This window comes from Cerasicoccus maritimus (assembly GCA_031296935.1).
In the GTDB taxonomy this organism is placed as follows: Bacteria; Verrucomicrobiota; Verrucomicrobiia; order Opitutales; family Cerasicoccaceae; genus Cerasicoccus; species Cerasicoccus maritimus.
Genome location: JAVDPD010000033.1, coordinates 25,854 through 45,260 on the forward strand (window position 1 = coordinate 25,854; position 19,407 = coordinate 45,260).

At 56.7% G+C, this 19,407-nt stretch carries 18 protein-coding genes; 12 read left to right on the plus strand and 6 right to left on the minus strand.

The annotated features are described in order from the left end of the window. The first annotated feature begins 177 nt into the window (after positions 1–177). The gene (locus RBB62_RS17590; RefSeq protein WP_309400483.1) at positions 178–1,452 is read left to right on the plus strand and encodes an MFS transporter; all 1,275 of its coding nucleotides are present in this window, start codon (positions 178–180) and stop codon (positions 1,450–1,452) included. Here the strand turns inward: RBB62_RS17590 and RBB62_RS17595 are convergent. Beyond that, complete coding sequence (locus RBB62_RS17595) at positions 1,449–2,084, minus strand: nitroreductase family protein (RefSeq protein WP_309400484.1); 636 nt, start codon at positions 2,082–2,084, stop codon at positions 1,449–1,451. The two genes, RBB62_RS17590 and RBB62_RS17595, sit on opposite strands and share 4 nt — an antisense overlap. A gap of 258 nt (positions 2,085–2,342) precedes the next feature. On the opposite strand from RBB62_RS17595, the gene RBB62_RS17600 reads away from it, so the two are divergent. Beyond that, on the plus strand, positions 2,343–3,035 hold the full coding sequence (locus RBB62_RS17600; RefSeq protein ID WP_309400485.1) for a hypothetical protein: 693 nt from the start codon (positions 2,343–2,345) through the stop codon (positions 3,033–3,035). Positions 3,036–3,055: 20 nt separating this feature from the next. On the opposite strand, the gene RBB62_RS17605 is transcribed toward RBB62_RS17600, so the two are convergent. From RBB62_RS17605 to RBB62_RS17620, 4 genes are read right to left on the minus strand one after another with little or no spacing between them, the layout of a single operon-like run. Beyond that, positions 3,056–3,748, minus strand: coding sequence for an ABC transporter ATP-binding protein (locus RBB62_RS17605; protein WP_309400486.1), 693 nt, complete (start codon positions 3,746–3,748; stop codon positions 3,056–3,058). Positions 3,749–3,751: 3 nt separating this feature from the next. Then, positions 3,752–5,005 (minus strand): ABC transporter permease, encoded by a 1,254-nt coding sequence (locus tag RBB62_RS17610; RefSeq protein WP_309400487.1) that lies wholly within the window; start codon positions 5,003–5,005, stop codon positions 3,752–3,754. An 8-nt stretch (positions 5,006–5,013) separates the two neighbouring features. Beyond that, a complete protein-coding gene (locus RBB62_RS17615; protein WP_309400490.1) occupies positions 5,014–6,126 on the minus strand; it encodes an efflux RND transporter periplasmic adaptor subunit in 1,113 nt (370 codons plus the stop codon). Then, on the minus strand, positions 6,126–7,472 hold the full coding sequence (locus RBB62_RS17620; protein ID WP_309400491.1) for a TolC family protein: 1,347 nt from the start codon (positions 7,470–7,472) through the stop codon (positions 6,126–6,128). The genes RBB62_RS17615 and RBB62_RS17620 overlap by 1 nt, the downstream gene beginning before the upstream one ends. Positions 7,473–7,648: 176 nt before the next feature. Between RBB62_RS17620 and RBB62_RS17625 the strand changes: the two genes are divergently transcribed. Next, positions 7,649–8,362 carry a 16S rRNA (uracil(1498)-N(3))-methyltransferase gene (locus RBB62_RS17625; RefSeq protein ID WP_309400492.1) on the plus strand — a complete coding sequence of 238 codons (714 nt, stop codon included), beginning with the start codon at positions 7,649–7,651 and terminating at the stop codon, positions 8,360–8,362. Positions 8,363–8,410: 48 nt separating this feature from the next. Next, positions 8,411–9,100 carry a glycosyltransferase family 2 protein gene (locus RBB62_RS17630; RefSeq protein WP_309400493.1) on the plus strand — a complete coding sequence of 230 codons (690 nt, stop codon included), beginning with the start codon at positions 8,411–8,413 and terminating at the stop codon, positions 9,098–9,100. A 568-nt stretch (positions 9,101–9,668) separates the two neighbouring features. On the opposite strand, the gene ilvB is transcribed toward RBB62_RS17630, so the two are convergent. Beyond that, positions 9,669–11,444 carry a biosynthetic-type acetolactate synthase large subunit gene (ilvB, locus tag RBB62_RS17635; protein ID WP_309400495.1) on the minus strand — a complete coding sequence of 592 codons (1,776 nt, stop codon included), beginning with the start codon at positions 11,442–11,444 and terminating at the stop codon, positions 9,669–9,671. 208 nt (positions 11,445–11,652) lie between these two features. Here ilvB and RBB62_RS17640 point away from each other — a divergent pair, with 208 nt between their 5' ends. The 8 genes from RBB62_RS17640 to RBB62_RS17675 all read left to right on the plus strand — a co-directional run bounded on the left by RBB62_RS17640 (position 11,653) and on the right by RBB62_RS17675 (position 19,401). Further along, complete coding sequence (locus tag RBB62_RS17640) at positions 11,653–11,895, plus strand: type II toxin-antitoxin system Phd/YefM family antitoxin (RefSeq protein WP_309400496.1); 243 nt, start codon at positions 11,653–11,655, stop codon at positions 11,893–11,895. Next, positions 11,892–12,155 (plus strand): Txe/YoeB family addiction module toxin, encoded by a 264-nt coding sequence (locus RBB62_RS17645; protein ID WP_309400498.1) that lies wholly within the window; start codon positions 11,892–11,894, stop codon positions 12,153–12,155. Before RBB62_RS17640 ends, RBB62_RS17645 begins: the two co-directional genes overlap by 4 nt. Further along, positions 12,155–12,706, plus strand: coding sequence for a hypothetical protein (locus RBB62_RS17650; RefSeq protein WP_309400499.1), 552 nt, complete (start codon positions 12,155–12,157; stop codon positions 12,704–12,706). Before RBB62_RS17645 ends, RBB62_RS17650 begins: the two co-directional genes overlap by 1 nt. A 2-nt stretch (positions 12,707–12,708) precedes the next feature. Beyond that, positions 12,709–13,404, plus strand: coding sequence for an NAD(P)-dependent oxidoreductase (locus RBB62_RS17655; RefSeq protein ID WP_309400500.1), 696 nt, complete (start codon positions 12,709–12,711; stop codon positions 13,402–13,404). Between the two features lie 56 nt (positions 13,405–13,460). Then, positions 13,461–14,630, plus strand: a complete 1,170-nt coding sequence (locus RBB62_RS17660) for a hypothetical protein (protein ID WP_309400501.1) — start codon at positions 13,461–13,463, stop codon at positions 14,628–14,630. Positions 14,631–14,694: 64 nt separating this feature from the next. After that, positions 14,695–15,477 carry a TIGR00282 family metallophosphoesterase gene (locus RBB62_RS17665; protein ID WP_309400503.1) on the plus strand — a complete coding sequence of 261 codons (783 nt, stop codon included), beginning with the start codon at positions 14,695–14,697 and terminating at the stop codon, positions 15,475–15,477. A gap of 144 nt (positions 15,478–15,621) precedes the next feature. Then, complete coding sequence (locus RBB62_RS17670) at positions 15,622–17,793, plus strand: hypothetical protein (RefSeq protein ID WP_309400504.1); 2,172 nt, start codon at positions 15,622–15,624, stop codon at positions 17,791–17,793. A 9-nt stretch (positions 17,794–17,802) separates the two neighbouring features. After that, on the plus strand, positions 17,803–19,401 hold the full coding sequence (locus tag RBB62_RS17675; protein ID WP_309400505.1) for a HEAT repeat domain-containing protein: 1,599 nt from the start codon (positions 17,803–17,805) through the stop codon (positions 19,399–19,401). Positions 19,402–19,407: the final 6 nt, after the last annotated feature.

Here is a 19,407-nt window from a genome sequence, read left to right on the forward strand (position 1 = left end):
GCGCACCATATGCAACCTCGATTCGAATTCGTCTCTGATTGCACTTCCAATTTATCGTCCATTACTCGTTAAAAGAATCCTTATTATTACATGGCCATTATTCAAGTTTAATGAAGTCAATACATTGCCACGGCTGTGGGCTTGCCATGCCGAGTTTGTTTGGATGGTGTATGTCGCGTGGGAACGCCATCTCCTCATCATCAACGCACGCACATCATCGCTGGCGCGGTCGGCAATGTGCTCGAATGGTTCGACTTTGCCGCCTACGGTTTTTTCGCGTCGGTGATTGGGCAGCAGTTTTTTCCAGACGACGATAAGACGCTGTCGCTGTTGGCGGCATTTGGCGTCTTTGCCTCGGGCTTTCTGGTGCGGCCGATTGGGGCGGCGTTCTTCGGCCATCTGGGCGACCGGAAGGGGCGAGAGGTCGTGCTGCGCTGGTCGGTAATCCTCATGGGCCTTTCCACCTTCGGCTTGGGCGCGTTGCCGAGCTACCACAGCATTGGCGTGGCCGCGCCGATCTTACTGACGCTCTTGCGGATGGTGCAGGGCTTTTCCGTGGGCGGGGAGTTTACCGGCTCCATTATTTACCTCGTTGAAAACGCCGCGCCTAACAGACGGGGCTCGGTTGGCGTGTGGGCTTTTGTGGGCGCGATTATTGGCATGCTTGCTGGTTCGCTGACGGGCGCAGTGATCAACGATGTCCTGACGCCCGAGCAGGTGGCGAGCTGGGGCTGGCGCATTCCGTTTTTGTCGGGGGTGAGCATCATGCTCGTGGGCGCATTTTTTCGGTGCAGCTTGAAGGCGCAGCCCGTGAAATCAGGGCCTAGTCGTCTGCCACTGTGGATGGCGGTAAAGACTGAATGGCCGGCAATGTTGAAAATTATGGGGATGTTTCTGCTCGGCAGCGCGGGCTTCTACATGATGTTCATCTACCTGACGAGTTACCTGCACACGGAGTTTGGCATGGCCGAGGGCATGGCTCTGGAAATTAATTCCATCTCCATGCTTGCTTTGCTCTTTTGCTCGCTCGGTTGGGCGTGGGTCAGTGACCAGATTGGTCGCAAGCCGGTACTCCTGATCTCATCGATTGGTTGTCTGCTGTTGACCTTTCCGCTCTTCAAGTTGATTCAGCACGAAACGGCGTGGTTCGTGTTTTTGGGGCAACTGGGCTTCGCAGTGTTGATCGGTGCCACTTTGGGCGCAAGTACGGCGGTGATGGTGGAGAACACGCGTCAAGCCTACCGCTGTAGTGCCGTGTCGCTCGCCTACAACATTACGCTGGCGATTTTTGGCGGCACGACGCCTATGGTCGCCACCTGGCTCATCGAAGAGACGAAGAATCCGCTGGAGCCGGCGTATTACCTGATCGTTCTGTCGGCGCTATCGACGCTGGCCATCAGCCTGCTGCCGGAAACGCATCGCCGGGAGCTGGATCGTGATCCGGCGAGTTAGCTAATCCACTTGGCCCAAGTTTCCACGTCGCCGCGTTTATGGCGAAGCTTGCCTTCGGCGGTTTCGACGTTGTCGGTTTCGGCGGGGAAAAGGAAAATACCGCCCAAGAGGATTTCGGTGGCCGGTATACCCATCCAGTCAAACACGAGTTTTTCGCGTAAGGCACCGCCGCTGCTCCAGTAGTTTTCAAATCCGCGGGCTGTGGCGGTTAGGAGCATATTTTGGACGGCGGCCGATGCGGCGGCGAGGTGCTCCATGTTTTCCAGCGTCGGCTCAAAGAGAGCATCGGTTTCGCTCTTGGCCGGATTTGGCAGCCAAGTGACTTGGATCAGCGCTTCGGCGGCGGCTAGCATTTGCACGATTTTCGTGGTGTCGCCGACTTCGATTAGCTTTTCGCGTAGGCGACGGCAGGCTGCGGCGTCGAGTGCGTAGGCGCGCCAGGGCACAAATGAGTTCAACTCACCGCGGTGTGTGCTGGAGCTTGGCTTGTGAAAAGGTGCCCAGGCGCCGGCGGCGATGACTTCATTGATGACCTCGCGTTGCGTGGAGGCGGGCAGCGGTTCTGCGGCCAGCATCTTGAGAGTGCGGCGTTGGCGGATGACTTCATCGAGCGCTTGGGCATTGGTGTGCATATTGGCAACCAAGCACGACTCGGCAGAGTCGTCCAGCGTGAGTCTGGAAAAATTAGGCTGCGAGTTTAACTGCGATCCGAAGGTCGAGTCCGCCGTGGCTTTTGTGACGCGAAATAGGAAGCTGCGGTTTTGGTGGCATGTCACTTCGGGGCTCGCGTTTAATGTTGCATATGATCGGTCATAATAACTGAAAATTCTTGTGGAAAAGCGACAAAACTTGTTGCGTTTAAAATATGGGACGTTTTGGTGAAGGCCAATATGAAGAAGTTGCTTGTTATTATTCCGTTATTACTCGCCTTGTGGGGCTGCGAAAGCACCGAAGGTGGATACGAAGTCCGTGAAAATACGGTGATCGGCAAGGGCGTCGGTTTTGAAGGATTTGCCTTCGAAATTCCCGAAGGGTATCAAGTTTACGATTCTGCGACAGACGTGCGGACAATGCAGATCGATTTGGCCGATAAGATGTCAGACAAAATCTATGGCGCTGGTCACTCGCCCTATAAGATTATTATGTTCAATGGATATGAAGTGCTAGTCTTGACGCCAAGCTCGTTCTCCACGAGGCCAGGGGCGCGGCGCATTTCGGAAATGCATTCGCGCGCGGTGGCCAATCACTTGAGTACGCTCGGACGAGAGCAGCAAATTGAACTGCTAGAGGCCATAGGTCATAGCGGCAGCGTTCATGGAGAGCTTTTGCATAATGTGAAAATCTATGTCGATGCGCCGGATCGCGAAATCCCACTAGGAGTGACCACTTTGGATGCAGATGCAGGTGACGGCTTCACGATGCCATTGGCTTCGGTTAAGCGCTTGGGGAACCTGAATGAGATATATTGCGTACTGGCTGTTGGTTCTGTTTTTTCCGAAGAAGAAGGTCTGTATGCCGCTATGAAGCTGCTGCGTTCGATGGATTTGGAGCCGGTCCCCTTGGCAGAGTCCTCTTCGATGTAGAGCGCCGAAGCGCCTGTTCTCTAATTAATAAACTGGCCGTCCTGCATGCGCAGGCATTGGTCGGTTTTGGTGGCGAGCTCTGTATTATGGGTGACCATCAGGATGGCTTGGCCGGTCTCCTTGCTCAGGCGTTGGAGGAGGTCAAAGACCATGTCGGAATTCTTGTGGTCGAGGTTGCCGGTTGGTTCGTCGGCCAGCAGCAGAGCAGGGTCGTTGGCAAGCGAACGGGCGATAGCAACGCGCTGCTGTTCACCGCCGGAAAGGTGGGTGGCCAGGCGGTCGACTTTCTCCTGTAAGCCGACGAGGCCGAGCAGGTATTCTGCATGCTGACGCATCTCGTCGGGCGATCGCACGCCGAGTTTGCGCATGGGCAGTATGACGTTTTCGGCAGCACTGAATTCCGGCAGCAAAAAGTGGAACTGGAAGACGAACCCAATGTGGCGACTGCGGGCGGCGGTGCGCTCGGCGTCGGACGCGTCAGACATCAGTTCGTCGCGAATCCAGATCTTACCCTTGTCTTGACGGTCGAGTAAGCCGAGCAGGTAAAGCATGGTGCTCTTGCCGCAGCCTGATTGCCCGACAACCGAATACGTGGTGGCCTCCTTGAGTTCCAGGTTCACGCCACGGAGCACATGCACGCGTGCTTCATCCTGACCGAGGAAGCGGTGCAAGTCTTCGGCGCGCAGGACGGATTTGGACGTGGCGTTACTCATGGCTTACATGCTGGTTCCGCGAATGATACTGCCGGGTTCGAGCGCGGCGGCGCGACGGGCGGGAATGTAGCTGGCGACCATCACGGTGACCGACGCCACAACGGCGGCCCAAATATAGTGGTTGAGGTCCCAGTTAACCATGAACGAATCGGCCGTGAAAATACCGCGAATTCGGATGGGCAGCTTGGAAATGCCAAGAGTTACCACGGCGCCAAAAATCCAGCCGCATACTGTGCCCGCGATGAGCACAAGGAAGCCTTGCCAAAGGAAGATGCGGGAGATGTCTCTGCGGGTGTAGCCGATGGAGCGTAGAATGGCGATCTCGCGCGTTTTCTCCATGACGAGCATGGCGAGCGTGTTGAACATGCCGAGGCCGGAGATCAGGATGATCGTGGAAACGGTGATGGCCGACGATACGCGTAGCACCGAGAAAACTTGCAGCCAGGATTTCTCGCGCTCTTGCCAGGGTATCACGTTGTGGTGGAGGGCGCTTTCTAACCGCGAGGCGACGCGCACAGCGTTGCCGGGATCACGCACGGCGATTTGGAAGAAGGCCTCGCCAAAGGGCTTTTTGAGTAGAGCACGGGTTTCGCCGATGTGCATGTAAACGCGTCGTTTGTCGATCTGCTCGATGCCGGTTTCAAAAATGCCGGCGACCTTATAACGTCGCGTGTCACCCGCGTATTCAAAGAGGATGTAGTCGCCGACATCCACGTGCATGCGTTCGGCAAACTTCTTGCCCAAGAGCACAGAACTGGGGTTGAAGGCAAAGTCGTCCAGGCTGCCGCGGAGCATTTGGCTGTCGAGATCGGTTACCTGGATGTGGTCTTTGAGGCGGATGCCGTGCACGCGCGCGGTCTGCTCGGCGGTTTTGCTGAGGGCGCGTGTTTCGCCGCGCAGGACTTCAGAAACGGCGGTTACATCGTCAAACGCTTCGACTGCTTCACGCAGTTTGTTGGGGTATTCAATGCCGTGGATGTATTTACGATTCGGATCGGTTTCGGTGATGAAGTCACTGGTCTGGCCGGACTCATCGGCGGCGTTGATCGCCAGGCCGATATCCTGAAAACGGTCTTCAATGCGGATGGGGCTGTCGGCGCCGATGATGGTGTCGATGTAGAACTTTTCAAAGCCGCTGGTTTGCGCCTGCGTGACGATGAAAAAACCGACGCCAAAGACGATGCCCGCGAGGCTCATGATCATGGAGCGCTTGCGGGAAACGATGAAGCGGAACGCAATGGCGAAGTTCGGACTCACGAGGCAGTTTATTCGATCACTTCGACTTTATCGCCGTGGCTGAGCTGGCGTGGGTCTTCGACCACGACTTGCTCGCCGTCCTTGAGCCCGCCAGTGATCTCGGCTTGGAGCAATCCGACAAAGCCGGTTTCGACGATGCGCTCCTCCACGGTGTCGCCATTGATGACGTAGACGATGTTGCCCAACAAAGCGCGGCGGGGAATGATCAGGGCGTTGTCGCGGCTGGCCTTGGTGACGGAGGATTCACCGGTCATGCCATCGACCAGATCGCCTTCCTCGGCATTGGTTAGGTCTACGAATATATCGCGTCGTTTGGTTTCAGAATTCGAGGTCGGAAGGAGTTGGGAAACTTTTCCGGTGAACAACTTGCTGCCGACGCCGAGGAGCTTGAGCGATACAGATTGGCCGGGGCGGATGCCGGGGTAGTCCTCTTCGCTGATGCTAATGCGCACCAGGCGTTGCGTGCTCAATACGCGGCCCAGCACGGTGGGGCCTTCCACGTAGTCGCCCGCGTAAACCTGCGCATCGATGAGCAGCCCATCAATGGGGGAGCGGATCTCCATGTCGTTGCGGCGTTCTTCGAGTTGGCGAATTTGCTGGGAAAGAGATTTCTCCGACTGCTCCCAGTCGAGGGTTTGCTCACGGACTTGACGCTCCAGCTTAATGACGGCGCGCTTGTCTTTTTCTAATTCAGACTGCGGGTAGTTGCCAGCATCGGCGAGGCGTTGATTTTGCTCAAGGTCTTGCTTGGCGGTGTCCAGATCGGGCTCAAGGGATGAGCCGTTGGCGATACGCTTCTTTACGGATTCCAGCTCGAGCTTGAGGTTGTCGATTTCGAAGTCGATGTCGCGCGTGTCCTGCTTGAATACGATCTGGCCCGCGGAGACGGGCACGCCGCCGAGCGAGGGGTCGTAAGCGGACTCGATGATGAGGCCGGGCTCGCGGTTCTTTAACTCGATGTCGAGTGCTGCCTCGACGCTGACATTGCCCGAGACGGCGTCGAGCGCCGTGCCGCGGGTAGCTGCCTGCGCTTTAACCTGCGTGCGTGAGCTGATCATGGGGATCGCCACGAGGGCACCGATCACGATGAGCGTCAGTATGATTTTCCAAAGGGATTTCATTACCAGTAAAAGTCCTCGTCGAATACATCTTGGACCGGCTTAGTGAGCGGTTGTTTCGGCGCGCCGAACGGATCTTGCCTATAAACCGAGAGTAGCTCGGTGGAGTTGGTGAAGAGGCTGAGGCGGTGATTGATCAGCATCAGGCGATCTGCCAGCAGTGAATTCTGGGCAGTGAGGAGGTCGCTTTCGGTGGCGGTGTTGGTTTCACGGTCTGATTCAACGCGCTTTAGCTGATTCTCCGTTAAGTTGACGCGGCGCTCCCATAAACGGATATCACGCTCGATCAACTTGCGGTCGCGCTTGAGGCGCTCGATCTCTAGCTTGTCTTTTTCCGCAATGTGCTCAGCTTCCAACTCTAGTGCGCGCTGCTGTGCCTTGGACTCAATCTTCTGCCACTGAGTTTGGAAACCGTCAAAGATGTGCCAGTTGATTCGGAGGTAAGCGGCGACCACCGTGCGGTCAATGTTGTCCTGCCCTTGTGAGGCGATCTGGTCTTGGTAGGCTTCGGTCACGAAGTCCAGAATTGGTAAGTTCTGTGATTGAATCTGGGTGTAATTGGCCTCGGCAATGTTGAGCTCTTGTTGTTTATTGAGATATTCGACCGAGGGCGGGGGCGCACTGGTAATTACCGTAGCAGCTTCGGCGGATTGCTGTTGCTCAAGTTCCCTGAAGCGAGCAACCAAGCCGTTTTCAGAGCCCCTGATCGGGCCTTGCCATCCACTGGCGAGCCGTAGGTCTTCTTCGAGCATTTGCACCTCATCACGGGCGCGGTCCAGTTGGATGTTGGCTTCTTCCAAGCTGAGGCGGTCGCTTTCCAAGTCGTCTTCGGTGATGCGACCGGAGTCGGCTTGCTGGAGACTGCGGTCGACTTCCTGGCTGAAGCGTTTGTATTCCGCCTCGTAAAACGCAACCTCTTCGCGGCTGAAGAGCAGGCGCAGGTAGAGATTGCGCACGCGCAGAGTCAGCAGGCGGTAAGTTTCCTGATAATTGTTATCGGCGATGGCTTTCTGAAACTTGCCAATGTCGCGGTGAGCGTCGAGGGCTCCCCAATGGTAGAGCTCCTGCTCAAGGCGGGCGATGCCGAAGGGTTGTGTGGTATTTTGGAAGGTGGGGTTACTCTCTCGGAATTCACTCCGATTCGTCATTTGGATATTCAGGCGGATTTGTGGCCATTTTGGTGCGAGGCGGGAGTGTTCGCCTGCTTCGGCGGCCTGAACCTTGGCCCGGTGGATCAGCATTTCCGGGGATTCGTCTTCCATCTGTTGCAGAATGGACGCCAGCTCCGGGAAAATATCTTCGGGGAGAGCAAGCGGGCTTGCGGCCTGAGCCAGTGGGGAGACGAGCATTAGAAGTAGGGCGCTCGCCGTGAAAAATAGCGACTGTTTGAATGGTGCTCCGAACATGCGAAAAACGAGTAACAAGCGGCAAGCTCGTGGGGATGGCAAACCTTTTCCAAATCGCAATCTAGATCGCTATGTTATAAAGGATTGCTCGTTGTGCCATCCGTGCAAACGCTGTCGTTGTGAACCTCATACTATTCAATACAGCTGAGGAAGCTGGCATAATCTCGCCTTTGGACTCGCGCGCTAAGCACATCCGAGAAGTGATCCGGTTGGGAGTTGGGGATTCGGTATATGTAGGCATCGTTGATGGTGTGCGCGGGTTGGGGACTATTGTGGCAGATGACGCTGCGGGCATGCGATTGGATATTGCTTGGGAAGCTGCTCCGCCGGTCTTGCATCCGATACGCTTGTTGGTGGGGGTGCCTCGTCCGCAGACTGCGCGCCGGGTGTTGTTTGACGCGGCCTGTCTAGGTGTGTCGGGCATTGATTTCTTTCAGGCCGAGAAAGGCGAGCCATCTTATGCCAAGAGCAAACTGTGGTCGACAGACGAGTGGCGCGAGCGCCTCTGGCAAGGCGCGGAGCAGGGGTTTGCCACCCAGTTGCCCGAGGTGCGGCATTTTGAGAAGTTGGCCGATGCACTGGAAGCCGTGGAGACGCCGGGGAAGGTCGCATTGGATGTCTATGAGGGCGCGGGGCAGTTGTCTTCGTTAAAACTACCCGAGCAGCTGACTACACTGGCTATCGGTTCCGAGCGTGGGTGGTCAGCCAAAGAGCGTGATTTACTGCGTGAGGCTGGATTTACCTTGGCTGCTTTGGGCGAGCGTGTCTTGCGCACGGAGTCCGCTTGCTTGGCGGGGACATCGGTTATACTGGCTGGTTGGGGCCGCATGTGATTTTTACTCGCCATGCTGGAACCGGATAACTAGACCCCCCATCAGAATATGAAGCTATCGATTGTCATTCCATGCTACAACGAGTCGAGCACGATTGAAACTGTGATTGAGGCCGTGCAGGCGTCTCCGGTGGAAAACAAGGAAATCATCGTCGTTGATGATTTCTCGACCGATGGCACCCGCGATTTGCTCAAGTCGAAGATCGAGCCCATTGTTGGCAAGGTCGTTTATCACGAGGTGAATCAGGGCAAAGGCGCTGCGTTGCGCACCGGTTTTCAGTCCGCTACGGGAGATGTTGTGATCATTCAGGATGCCGACTTGGAATACGATCCGCAGGAATATTCCAAGCTGCTCAAGCCGATTCTGGATGGTAAGGCGGATGTCGTCTATGGTTCGCGTTTTGCTGGGGGTGAATCTCACCGAGTGGTCTATTACTGGCACATGTTGGGCAACAAGTTCCTGACTTTTCTTTCCAACGCTTTCACCAATATCAACCTCACTGACATGGAGACCTGCTACAAGGTCTTCAAGAAGGAGATTATTGATCAGATCGAGATTGAGGAAAACCGCTTTGGCTTTGAGCCTGAGATCACGGCCAAGGTTGCCCGGATGAAGGTGCGTATTTTCGAAGTCGGTATTTCTTACTACGGTCGCACCTACGAAGAGGGCAAAAAGATCGGCTACAAGGATGGCTTCCGCGCGATCTACGCCATCTTGAAATACAACCTCTTCAAGTAGTCTAAGCTCTAAGAGGGCGTCTAAAAACTCAAGTGGTCTTCGCCGGAGTGCGTCTTCGGGGTCAAAATATCATTTCTTCATCTCGACGAAACTGGTTTCGCCTCGATTCAGAAGCCGAAATTTTGCCTCCCGAATACATCTCGCCGACTCGATCAGACTTTTTAGACGCCCTCTTACAGGACTGGTTGTTCAGCTTGGCTGCTCTAGGCGAAAAGCCAGTCGTGTGTTGTTCCGAATCTAGTCGGTTCTTGGGGCAAGGACTTAGCGGTTGCTGGCGCCTACGTTCATGGACGTAAAGGGGCTACGTCCCGGGACGTAAATAGTCTACGTCCATGAACGTAAGAGCGCTACGTCCGCGGGCGTAAGGACTGACACACGGGAAGGCTTTGATGCAACACACGGCTTGCTGGGCCTCAGCACAGCTGTGGTTTCAGGGACGCATGCGCCCATTGTCACGCTTCGCACCGTGACTACCAAAAAACGCGCCCCAATCTGGGACGCGTTTCGTAAAAAAATTGCCTCGCAGCCATCGGCCATCGGCCGACTCTCCGGTGCAGCGGGACGCTGCCTAGTCGGTGAGGATTTCCTTGGCGGACTTCTTCTGCGGGATGAACGGCAGCACGTGCTCGGTGTAGGGCACGATCACGTCGAGCAGGAAGGGCCCTTCGGTGTTGCACATCTCTTCGATGGCGGCCTTGAGGTCTTCCTTCTTGTAAACGCGCTTGGCCGGGATGCCGAAGCCCTGAGCGACGGTCACGTAGTCCGGGTAAATCGCATCCATGTTGTCCGGGCCACCGATGTTGTTCGGGTCGCCGAGGATGGTGTGGCCGCGAACGCCGTCGTAGAAGCGGTCTTCCCACTGAACCACCATGCCGAGGTGTTGGTTGTTCAGGATGAGGATCTTGGCGTTGATCTTTTCGATCTTGGCCGTGGCGAGCTCCTGAATGTTCATCAGGAAGGAGCCGTCACCGTCGATGTCGACAACGAGCTTGTCCGGGTGGGCAACGGCGGCACCGAGGGCGGCCGGGTAGCCAAAGCCCATCGTGCCGAGGCCGAGGGAGCTGATGAACGTGCGCGGCTCGCTGATGTGGTAATACTGCGGCGCCCACATCTGGTGCTGGCCCACGCCCGTTGCGATGATGGCCTCACCCTTGGTGACTTCGAACAGCGTCTTGATCGCGTCCTGCTGCAGGATGTGCTCGCTGGGCTTGTAGTGGAAGGGATACGGATGCTCCTGCTTCCACTGGTTGATCGTGGTGAACCAGGCGCTGAGGTCGGGCTTCTTGAAGTGGCCTGCCTTGATGAGCTCGATCATGCGCGTCAGGGCATACTTGACGTCCGTGTAAACGGTCTGATGCGCGAACTTGTTCTTGTTGAACTCGCTCTGGTCGATGTCGAAGTGGACAATGTGCGCATCGGGCGCAAACTTAGAAACGGTGCCGGTGATGCGGTCGTCAAAGCGGGCACCGAGGGTCACGAGCAGGTCGCTGTCGCAAACGGCCCAGTTGCCAGCCACGGTGCCATGCATGCCGAACCAGTAAAGGCTCTGCGGATGGTCTGCCGGGAATGCGCCAAGGCCCATCAGGGTGGACGCAACCGGTGCGCCGGTCAGCTCGGCAAATTCGCGGAGCTCCGGAGTCGACTCGGAGGAAATGATGCCGCCGCCGATGTAAAGCGCGGGCTGCTTGCTGTCTTCCATCTTCTTCAGAACTGCGAGCAGCTCTTCGTCAGAAGCCTTAGGTAAGGCGCGCATGCCGGGGATTTCAACTTTGGCCGGGTAAACCGGTTCCCAGATCTTCTGCTGAACGTCCTTCGGGATATCGATGACAACCGGGCCAGGGCGGCCGGTGGTGGCGATTTCGAAGGCCTTCTTGACGATCATCGGCAGCTCTTCGGCTTCGAGGACGAGGAAGCTGTGCTTAACGATCGGCAAGGTCATGCCGAAAAAGTCGGTTTCCTGGAAGGCGCTCTTGCCGATCAGGTCCTGGAACACCTGACCAGTGATCGCAACCAGCGGGATCGAGTCCATGAATGCGTCGGCGATGCAGGTGATGAGGTTCGTTGCGCCGGGGCCGGAGGTGGCCATGCAGACGCCGGCCTTGCCGGTGGAGCGGGCATACCCGTGCGCCATGAAGCCGCCGCCTTGTTCGTGGCGCGGCAAAATGGTGCGAATGTTATTAGAGCGCGTTAGCGCCTGGTGAAGTTCCATCGAAGCGCCGCCCGGATAAGCGAATACGACGTCGACACCCTCACGCTCAAGGCAAGTGACGAGAACGTCAGCGCCTTTCATAGCGGGACCTTTCTCATCCTGTGGCGGGAAGTTAACGACTGATTCGGTTTTCATGATCTTCGATGTTTTATGGGTTATTTTTGTATGCGGAAAACCCTCCATCCTTGGCATTGAAGCGCCAAAGGCAATCTCAAAGCGGGATATCGGGCTTAAGGGCGCGGGAAGCTAGAGAGCGCTGCGTCCCCGGGCAAGGATATTATTGTGCATAAGCTGTAACACACCGATGGTTGACATGCGCACGGAATTACGCACGTTTTAACCCATGAAATCGATAACGGCAACTTCGGCGCGTTCGGACCTGTATCGCCTGATCGACTCGGCAAACGAGACGCACGAGCCCGTCCAGATCACGGGCAAGCGCACTAATGCCGTACTGGTGTCGGAAGATGATTGGCGTGCAATCCAGGAGACGCTGCATTTGCTGAGCGTTCCGGGCATGCGCGAGTCAATTGTGGAGGGCATGCGTGAGCCGGTCGATGAATGTAGTCGCGAGATTGATCTGTGAGCTACACACTGGTCTATACACGTCAGGCGCGCAGGGATGCCCGCAAGCTGAAAGGGACGCCACTGGCGGATAAGGCTAAGGAGCTGCTCGCATTGATTGAGCAAGAGCCATTCATCAATCCTCCGCCTTTCGAGGCCTTGGTGGGCGATTTGAAAGGCGCGTACTCACGGCGGATAAACATCCAGCATCGCCTTGTCTATCAGGTGCTGGAAGAGGACCAAATCATCAAGGTGCTACGGCTCTGGACGCACTATGAGTAATGACGACTACATCTCAGTTCAAGGATACCTATAGCGATTTACAGCTAAGTTTTTGTTCCAATGGGTCTGAAATTGACATGTTAATATCTGGTATTTGGTCGGAGTCTTCATCTGGCGTGTTAGAATTCTTATCGCAACTGGCTGACCGTGACTTTTCAAGGATACATATCGACGTGAAGGACCTGGAGTATCATTGGGGAACTGGGACAATGAAATTCTTGATAAGCAACTACTGGCGAAAGGGTAATGTTGAGATAGTAGTTTCTGCTGATATGCCACAATGGCTGCAGGTTTTTTCTCTGAGTTTTACTGGCCGCTCATTGCCAAGCATCAAACATGAATTGATTTTCAAATACGGGGATCGAATTTGGAACGTTTTGGAAATTCCACCTAAGGAAGATTTTCCTTGGTTTTGGTCTGCCATGGGAAGGGATGAGTGGCTTAGATCGAAGATTGTGATGCACAACCAGAAACTGGAAAAATGCCCAAACTGCGGTCGCAACATTTTTGGGCCTCTAGGCTCTTGTTCGTATTGCGGAGATTACTATTAAGCATGAATAAAGTCTGCATCATCGGGGCGTCGGGGAAGCTCGGCCAATACATGGTCCGGCATTGTTTGGAGCGCGGCTACGAGGTCGTCGGCGTGTGTCGGCCTCAGAGCGTGGGCAAGCTGGATGCGTATAATGACCGCATGACGATTATTCCCGGGCGAACGAATGACCGCGCTGTCATCGAAAAGGCGGTTTCAGGTTGCGATGGCGTGCTGACCGTGCTCGTGCCGTGGGGCGTGGACTATTATTCTTCGGGCACGGCGCAGGCGGTGTTGGATTTTGCCGAGCCGGATGCGCGCCTCGTCTTCTCCTGTGGCTGGCACATTACGAAGGACGGGCGGGACCAATATTCCAGGCTCTTTACGACGATGCTCGCAGTCATTGGCAAAGTCGCGCGTTTGCTGCGTCTGGTCGACATCGACGACCAGGTCGAGGCCTGCCGCCGTATTTTCGCCAGCGACCGGCGCTGGACCGTGGTCCGTGGCAGCGACTTGGAGGAGGGCGAGAGCGAGGGGCTGCCGGTCTGGTCACAACATGTGGGCGACGCTATTCTCAAGAGCAACCGCACGCGCCGCATTGATTTCGGGCTTTTCATGGTTGCTGCGTTGGAGGACGACTCACTGATTCACGAAGCGCCGGCGATTGTGAGTTGCGCTTCGGAGTCGGCTTTGTCGGCGAGCCAAGATGCAGGTAAATAAGTTGTGGAGAGCATGAAGTGCTTGCCTTAGGTCTGCGGCTGCAATATCACGAACACATGAAACACCTTGTTTTCTTTGTGCTTTCGGCCTTGGTCGCCCAAGGGATTTTTGCTGAACCGACAGATCAGCAACCGTTGCGAATCGATACGGTGGTGATTCCATCCCGGAATCATACGCGCATGCAGCCAGAGATTTTCTACGCGTTTAATTCAGCAACGCGTGAATTCACGCCCGATATGAAGATGTCGTTCACGCTCTTCAATCCCTTTCACGCCAAGTTTACGGGCAAGACGTCTGCCGAGCAAACCGAGTTGCTCCAACTGCTGCGAAACAGCGTTCCCGAGGTGTTGGCCATTAAAAAAGAACATCCGGAAACCACGAATTTGCACGTCTTGATGCTCGAGTATATTCTGGCGCATCCTGGTTCCTACTTAGCTCAAACCTACCGTGCCATCGAGGAGTTCATGGACTCGCATCAGTTTCTGATCATTGAGTCCAGCGATACTTACGGTGCACACCCGATGTTCTATCAGCCAGATGTTGTCAGCATTAATACGTCCGACGGAGCAAATGAAATGGACATCATCGAGACGATATACGGGCTCTTTTTCATCGATGCCGCATTTGCACAAAACAAGCTTGTCTGGGGGACATGCCACGGCTCACAAATTGGCTACCTGCACTCCGGCGGGCAGCTCGGGAGGTTATTCAATTTCAAAGATGGCGGCTACGGCGACGTGGAGCTGAAAATCAACAAAGCCCCAGGGTGCCCTGTGCCCAACGAAACCTGGCGCATCGGCAAGCACCTCTATACTCAGGACAAAGGCTCTAACTACAAGGACTACAAAACCATGCTCTACCCGGTGCCCGCTGAGTTCGCTGGAGGTAAGGATTCGGAGGGGATGTTTATCAACAAGGATTTTCAGCACTCGCTGGCTTTGGTGGAGCCGATCCCTGAGCAGATTGAAGTCATTTCCTACCATCCGCTGTCGAATTACACACGCCTGATCGAAGACGGAGAAGCAGAGGCCAGTGGCGAGTTTGAGGGCGCTTTGAAGGATCAGCAAATTGTCGACGCCTACAAATACAAGACGATGATCGGTACGCAATACCACCCGCAATACACCTACGACGATTATGACACGAAGATCGTGTTCGAATATCTGGTCGACCGTTTGCATGATCAATACGCGCCTGCTGAGGCTCCGCAAGCTATGGCGCAGTGAGTCTAAACCGGTAACGCCCAAACTTTAACCTTTAAACTTTAACCTCCCCATGCCTCCATGAGGCATGCGTATATTATTTATCGGCGACATCGTCGGAAAGCCCGGGCGGGCGTTTGTCAAAGCCCAGGTCGAAACTCTCCGCGAGGAGCTGGAAATCGACTTCGTCGTGGCCAATGGCGAAAATTCCGCCGCCGGCTCAGGCATTACGGGCAAGATTGCGGGCGAGATCACGGACTCCGGTGTCGATGGGATTACTTTGGGCGACCACATTTGGGATCAACGCGGTTTCGTGGACGAAATCGGCACGCTGGCCAGCGTCTGCCGTCCGGTAAATTTACCCGCCGAAAACCCGGGGCGCACACACCTGATCATTGAGCGCAAGGGCATGAAGCTGGGCGTTTTCACCGTCCTCGGGCGCACCTTCATGAAGACCAATGCCGATTGCCCGTTCCGCGCGGCCGACGCGAAAATCGCCGAGCTTGAGGGCAAGTGCGACGCCATTTTGGCTGAAATTCATGCCGAAACCACCTCGGAAAAGGTCGCATTCGGCTGGTACCTGGATGGTCGTGCGCAAATGGTCGTCGGCACGCATACGCACATTCCGACCGGCGACGCCACGATCCTGACTCGCGGCACTGCTTACCACACCGACGCCGGCATGACGGGCCCCTACGAGAGCATTCTCGGCCGTGAAATCCAGCCCATCGTGTTGCGTTTCCTCGATGGTTTGCCGCGTGTTTGGCCAGTGGCGAGCAATGATGTGCGGATTTGCGGAACTTTGGTCGATATCGATGTCGAACAAGGTGTCGCCACGAAGTGCGAGCAATTCACGCTCCGCGCGCGATAGGCGAAGTTTCAACTACGAATTGCGCAGATAAACGCAGATGTGGTTACTTTTGTTGTAGATTGCAGGGATATTGCAATTCACGGTTTGAAATCTGCGCCCATCTGCGCCATTCGTAGTTAATAATTCGTTTCTAAATCCTTTTCTATGACCGGCTTCGACACCCCATTCCCCGCCCTGGCAATTGTGCTGGCGGGTTTGGCGGCGGCGGGCTGGGCACTGTGGAAACGGCCGCTCGTGGCGAATAAGGCCGCCTGGGGGCTTGCGGCGCTTCGCATTGTCGGCGTCGCTTTGGTCACGCTGCTGCTCTTGAATCCATTTCTGTCGCGCGAATATCCGGATGCCAGCCAGTTTGCGGTGGCAGTGGTGGGTGACGTGTCGCACAGCATGGAGACCAATGATCTGCCCGACGGCCAGACCCGCTTGAGCTTGCTTCAGTCGGAACTGGTGCCCGACGAAACCGGTAACCTCTGGTCGCGGCTGGCCGAGCAATATGCGTTGGAGCCATCGACGATTGCCGCGACTTGGGAAGCTGGCGCTAGCTGGAGTCCACGCAGCGGCGACACCGCCCTCGGCAATGGCCTTAACCAATTACTCACCTCACGCTCGGCGGACAGCGCCCAGCTTGGCGGCGCGATCCTGCTCAGCGATGGCATCAACTTGCAGGGCGAGCGTCTGCCCGATGTGGCGGTTACCTGGCGCGACGCCGGTATCCCGATTACGGTCGTGGGCATTGGCGAGCCAACGCCGCCCGGAGATCTGGCTGTGAAGTTTGCCAAGGCGCCGGAGTCTGCGCCGCTTGGCGATCCGCTGGAGCTGACCGTGGCCGTGAACAATTACTTTGGCGAAGCCCGCAAGGCGCAGATCGAGCTTTACGCCGAGGAGCGGCTGTTGGAAACCCAGGCGCTGGAGCTCCCAGCTGGCGAACAGAGCCAGGTCCAGTTTCGGGTGATCCCCGAGGCACCGGGCTTGCAAGTTTACCGCGCCATGTTGAAAACGCCGGCCACGGGGGACTTCAATCGAGCCAACGATTTGGATTATGTCGCGGTGGACATCACCATGCCGAAAAATCAGAGTCTGCTCTATCTGAGCGCGCGGTTGGGGCCGTTTTGGCGCTATCTGCAACAAGCGCTCGGCGAGGACGACCAAATTGCCCGCCAGTGCATCATTCAGACCGGCCCTGAGCGCTTCTACCGCCAAGGTTTTGGCGAGGTCGATGCGATGGATGAAACCGCAACTGGCTTCCCGGAGAGTGCGGATGAACTGTTTGCGAATGCAGTCTTGATCGTCGATATCTCGGCGGTCAATGCGATGACGCCTGATGCGCGAGAAGGACTGCGCGACTACCTGCTGCGGCGGGGTGGGGGCGTGTTGTTTCTCGGCGATCCCAAGGAAATGCCCGAAGATTTGAAGGCGCTCCTGCCGGTGCGTGACGGTGAATTGGCGCGCGTACTCAAGCGGACGCCGATCGAGCTTGCGCCGCAACCGGTCTTTAAAGACGCCAAGGCCGGCGTGCTTTCGACGCCCCCGGGGCCCTACCTGCCAGCCGAGACTTTGTTTTTCCAACCAGCTGACGTATCTCTCGGGGGACGCGTTGCCGCCGAAACGGAGAGCCCGGGCCTGCCGGTCCTCACGGTGCATGCTTACGGGGCGGGGCGTGTGGCCTACCTCGGCACGGAGAGCACCTGGCGCTGGGCGCTGAGCAGCGACCGCGAAAACGAGCAACACACCGCATTTTGGCAGCAGTTAATTGCCTGGCTGGCGACCGGCGGTAAGCCGCGCGTGGAGCTCCCATTGCAGGGGGAAGTGGTCAGCCTCGGCGGGCCGGTGGCGCTCGATATCGATGTGCGCGGCAGTGATTTTCTTCCTTCGGAGGACGCCCGCGTCCGCGCAACGGTCACTGCGCCTAATGGCGACATTTTGCCGGAGGTGGATTTGATTCCCGATGCCGCCGACCCCGGTCGTTTCGCCGGCGAGGCGCTCTTGGACGAACCCGGTGAATACCGCGTGGACTACGCTATTGAGTTCCCGGACGGCGAACGCCTGGAGCACACGGCTTACTTTGCCGGTCGTCGTGCTGGCCGTGAAAACGAAGATTTGCGTTTCCGCGAAACCACCCTGCGGGACTTGGCGCGCATCACCGGCGGGCAATATTTTGGCTGGCGGGACATCGATGACATCGACGAATTGCGGCTTTCGTCCAGTGTTCCCTTGCGCGAAGTGCGCACCTATTGGACGCGCAACTTGGCGTTTCTGCTGGCCTTGTTGGCAGTATTTGGCATTGAATGGTTTTGGCGGCGCAGCTTGGGTTTGCGCTAATTGGACAACATGCGATTGGAGACACAGGAACAGCGGGAGACACATCGCGCCGGCTTCGGCGGCGTTGTGGCCCGGGCGTTTCAGGTTGGCATCGCCAGTCTGCTGTTTGCTTCGCCGTTGGCAGCGCAAAGCAATCGCCTCGACCGCTCCATCCTCCCGCCTGAGTTATTGCCGGCCCCGCGCCTTTCCCAGCAGGAGCGCGAGACCATTACCCGCGCCATTCGGGATCTGGAATCTGACAACGTGGAACTGCGCGCCGGTGCCGCCATGCTGCTCGGAAAATACCATGCGCCCGAGGCCAAGCAGGCCGTCATTGATGCACTCAATGATCCAAGCGCTCGTGTCCGCCGCGCTGCGCTGGTGTCCGTGGCCGAATGGCGACATGGACTGCCCGTGGATGACGTGGAGCCGATACTTTTGCACATTGCCGATGTGGACGTGGAAGTCCGCCGCATGGTATCATCGATGATTCCTCAGATGATGAGCATCTGGCGCACCGCGCGCATGATTCGCCCGGAGATGCGCAACCGCGAGATCAACCCGCAGGTTCGCGGTGCGCTGCGCGGCGCGTTTAGTGATGAAGACGCCGTGGTCCGTCGCAACATGCTGATCAATTTCAACAACCTCAGCATCACGCTGCCACAGGAGGTCTTGGTGCAGCTGATGGAAGACCCGGACCGGGGGGTGCGTTTGGACGCGATTCCGCTGGCGATCAATTACGCCGAGCCTGCGCTTTGGGTGGAACCCGCACAAAGAATTGTGGAGGGGGATGACCCTGCTGCGCTCCAACGCCTGACAGCAGAGCTCGGGCGTCGTGGCTCCAACGAGGGCATTGAGCTGCTTCAGGAAATTTCAGCATTGGACAATCAGGAGATTGCTGCCGAGGCGCACCTGGCGCTTTTTCGCTGGACGGGTTCGCCCGCTGAGCTGGATTGGCTGATCAAGGCGTTGGCTGCGGGCCGATTATCTCAGGATCAGGGGCAGCGTTTGTTGCAGATTATGCGTGGCTACCACGAGCTGGCCGTTCCACTAGCGCCGTCGCTGACCGAGCTCAAAAGCACCGTGCTGCGGGCCGAGGCGGTGCGTTTGTACTTGGGGCTTGAGTTGGCTAATGACAACCCTGAGGTCATGGCGCGTCTGCTCAATGATCCTAGCCAGGAAATCCGCGCGATGGTCGTCTCGCATTATAATGCGCGCCCGCAATTGGTCACGGATGAGCTGGTGCTTTCGCTGCTCGACAACCCGTATTCCGATGTGCGTGCGTCGCTTGTGCAAATGGCGATACGCCAGCCGCGGAAGAAGGCGGAAAACTTGCTCTACGACCTAATGCTCGATGAGGCTGTGGATGTCCGTGTTGCGTCGATGGAGGCGATCAGCGCCCTGCAATTTGAAGGCTGGACTGACATCGTTGCGGCATCCTTGGAAGACCCTGATATCGCCATGCAGCGCAGTGCGGTGGTGATTCTTTTGCGTGAAAGACAGTTCCCGCAGCGGGAGGAGATTCTTCGCGGTTACGTGGAAGCCAACCCCAAGAGCCCGCTAGCGCCCCGTATCAAAACCGAGCTTGGCGGTGGCCAAGTCATCGAGATCGACATGAATAATCTTTAGGCGCAA

Bases quoted from the DNA above. Each gene is read 5' to 3' on its own strand.
- RBB62_RS17620 (WP_309400491.1), bottom strand. From the start codon at position 7,472: ATGCTCGTCTCCCCACTGGCTCAGGCCGCAAGCCCGCTTGCTCTCCCC.
- RBB62_RS17630 (WP_309400493.1), top strand. From the start codon at position 8,411: ATGAAGCTATCGATTGTCATTCCATGCTACAACGAGTCGAGCACGATT.
- RBB62_RS17640 (WP_309400496.1), top strand. From the start codon at position 11,653: ATGAAATCGATAACGGCAACTTCGGCGCGTTCGGACCTGTATCGCCTG.
- RBB62_RS17595 (WP_309400484.1), bottom strand. From the start codon at position 2,084: ATGCACACCAATGCCCAAGCGCTCGATGAAGTCATCCGCCAACGCCGC.
- RBB62_RS17670 (WP_309400504.1), top strand. From the start codon at position 15,622: ATGACCGGCTTCGACACCCCATTCCCCGCCCTGGCAATTGTGCTGGCG.
- RBB62_RS17675 (WP_309400505.1), top strand. From the start codon at position 17,803: ATGCGATTGGAGACACAGGAACAGCGGGAGACACATCGCGCCGGCTTC.
- RBB62_RS17600 (WP_309400485.1), top strand. From the start codon at position 2,343: ATGAAGAAGTTGCTTGTTATTATTCCGTTATTACTCGCCTTGTGGGGC.
- ilvB (WP_309400495.1), bottom strand. From the start codon at position 11,444: ATGAAAACCGAATCAGTCGTTAACTTCCCGCCACAGGATGAGAAAGGT.
- RBB62_RS17650 (WP_309400499.1), top strand. From the start codon at position 12,155: ATGACGACTACATCTCAGTTCAAGGATACCTATAGCGATTTACAGCTA.
- RBB62_RS17655 (WP_309400500.1), top strand. From the start codon at position 12,709: ATGAATAAAGTCTGCATCATCGGGGCGTCGGGGAAGCTCGGCCAATAC.
- RBB62_RS17615 (WP_309400490.1), bottom strand. From the start codon at position 6,126: ATGAAATCCCTTTGGAAAATCATACTGACGCTCATCGTGATCGGTGCC.
- RBB62_RS17660 (WP_309400501.1), top strand. From the start codon at position 13,461: ATGAAACACCTTGTTTTCTTTGTGCTTTCGGCCTTGGTCGCCCAAGGG.
- RBB62_RS17665 (WP_309400503.1), top strand. From the start codon at position 14,695: ATGCGTATATTATTTATCGGCGACATCGTCGGAAAGCCCGGGCGGGCG.
- RBB62_RS17605 (WP_309400486.1), bottom strand. From the start codon at position 3,748: ATGAGTAACGCCACGTCCAAATCCGTCCTGCGCGCCGAAGACTTGCAC.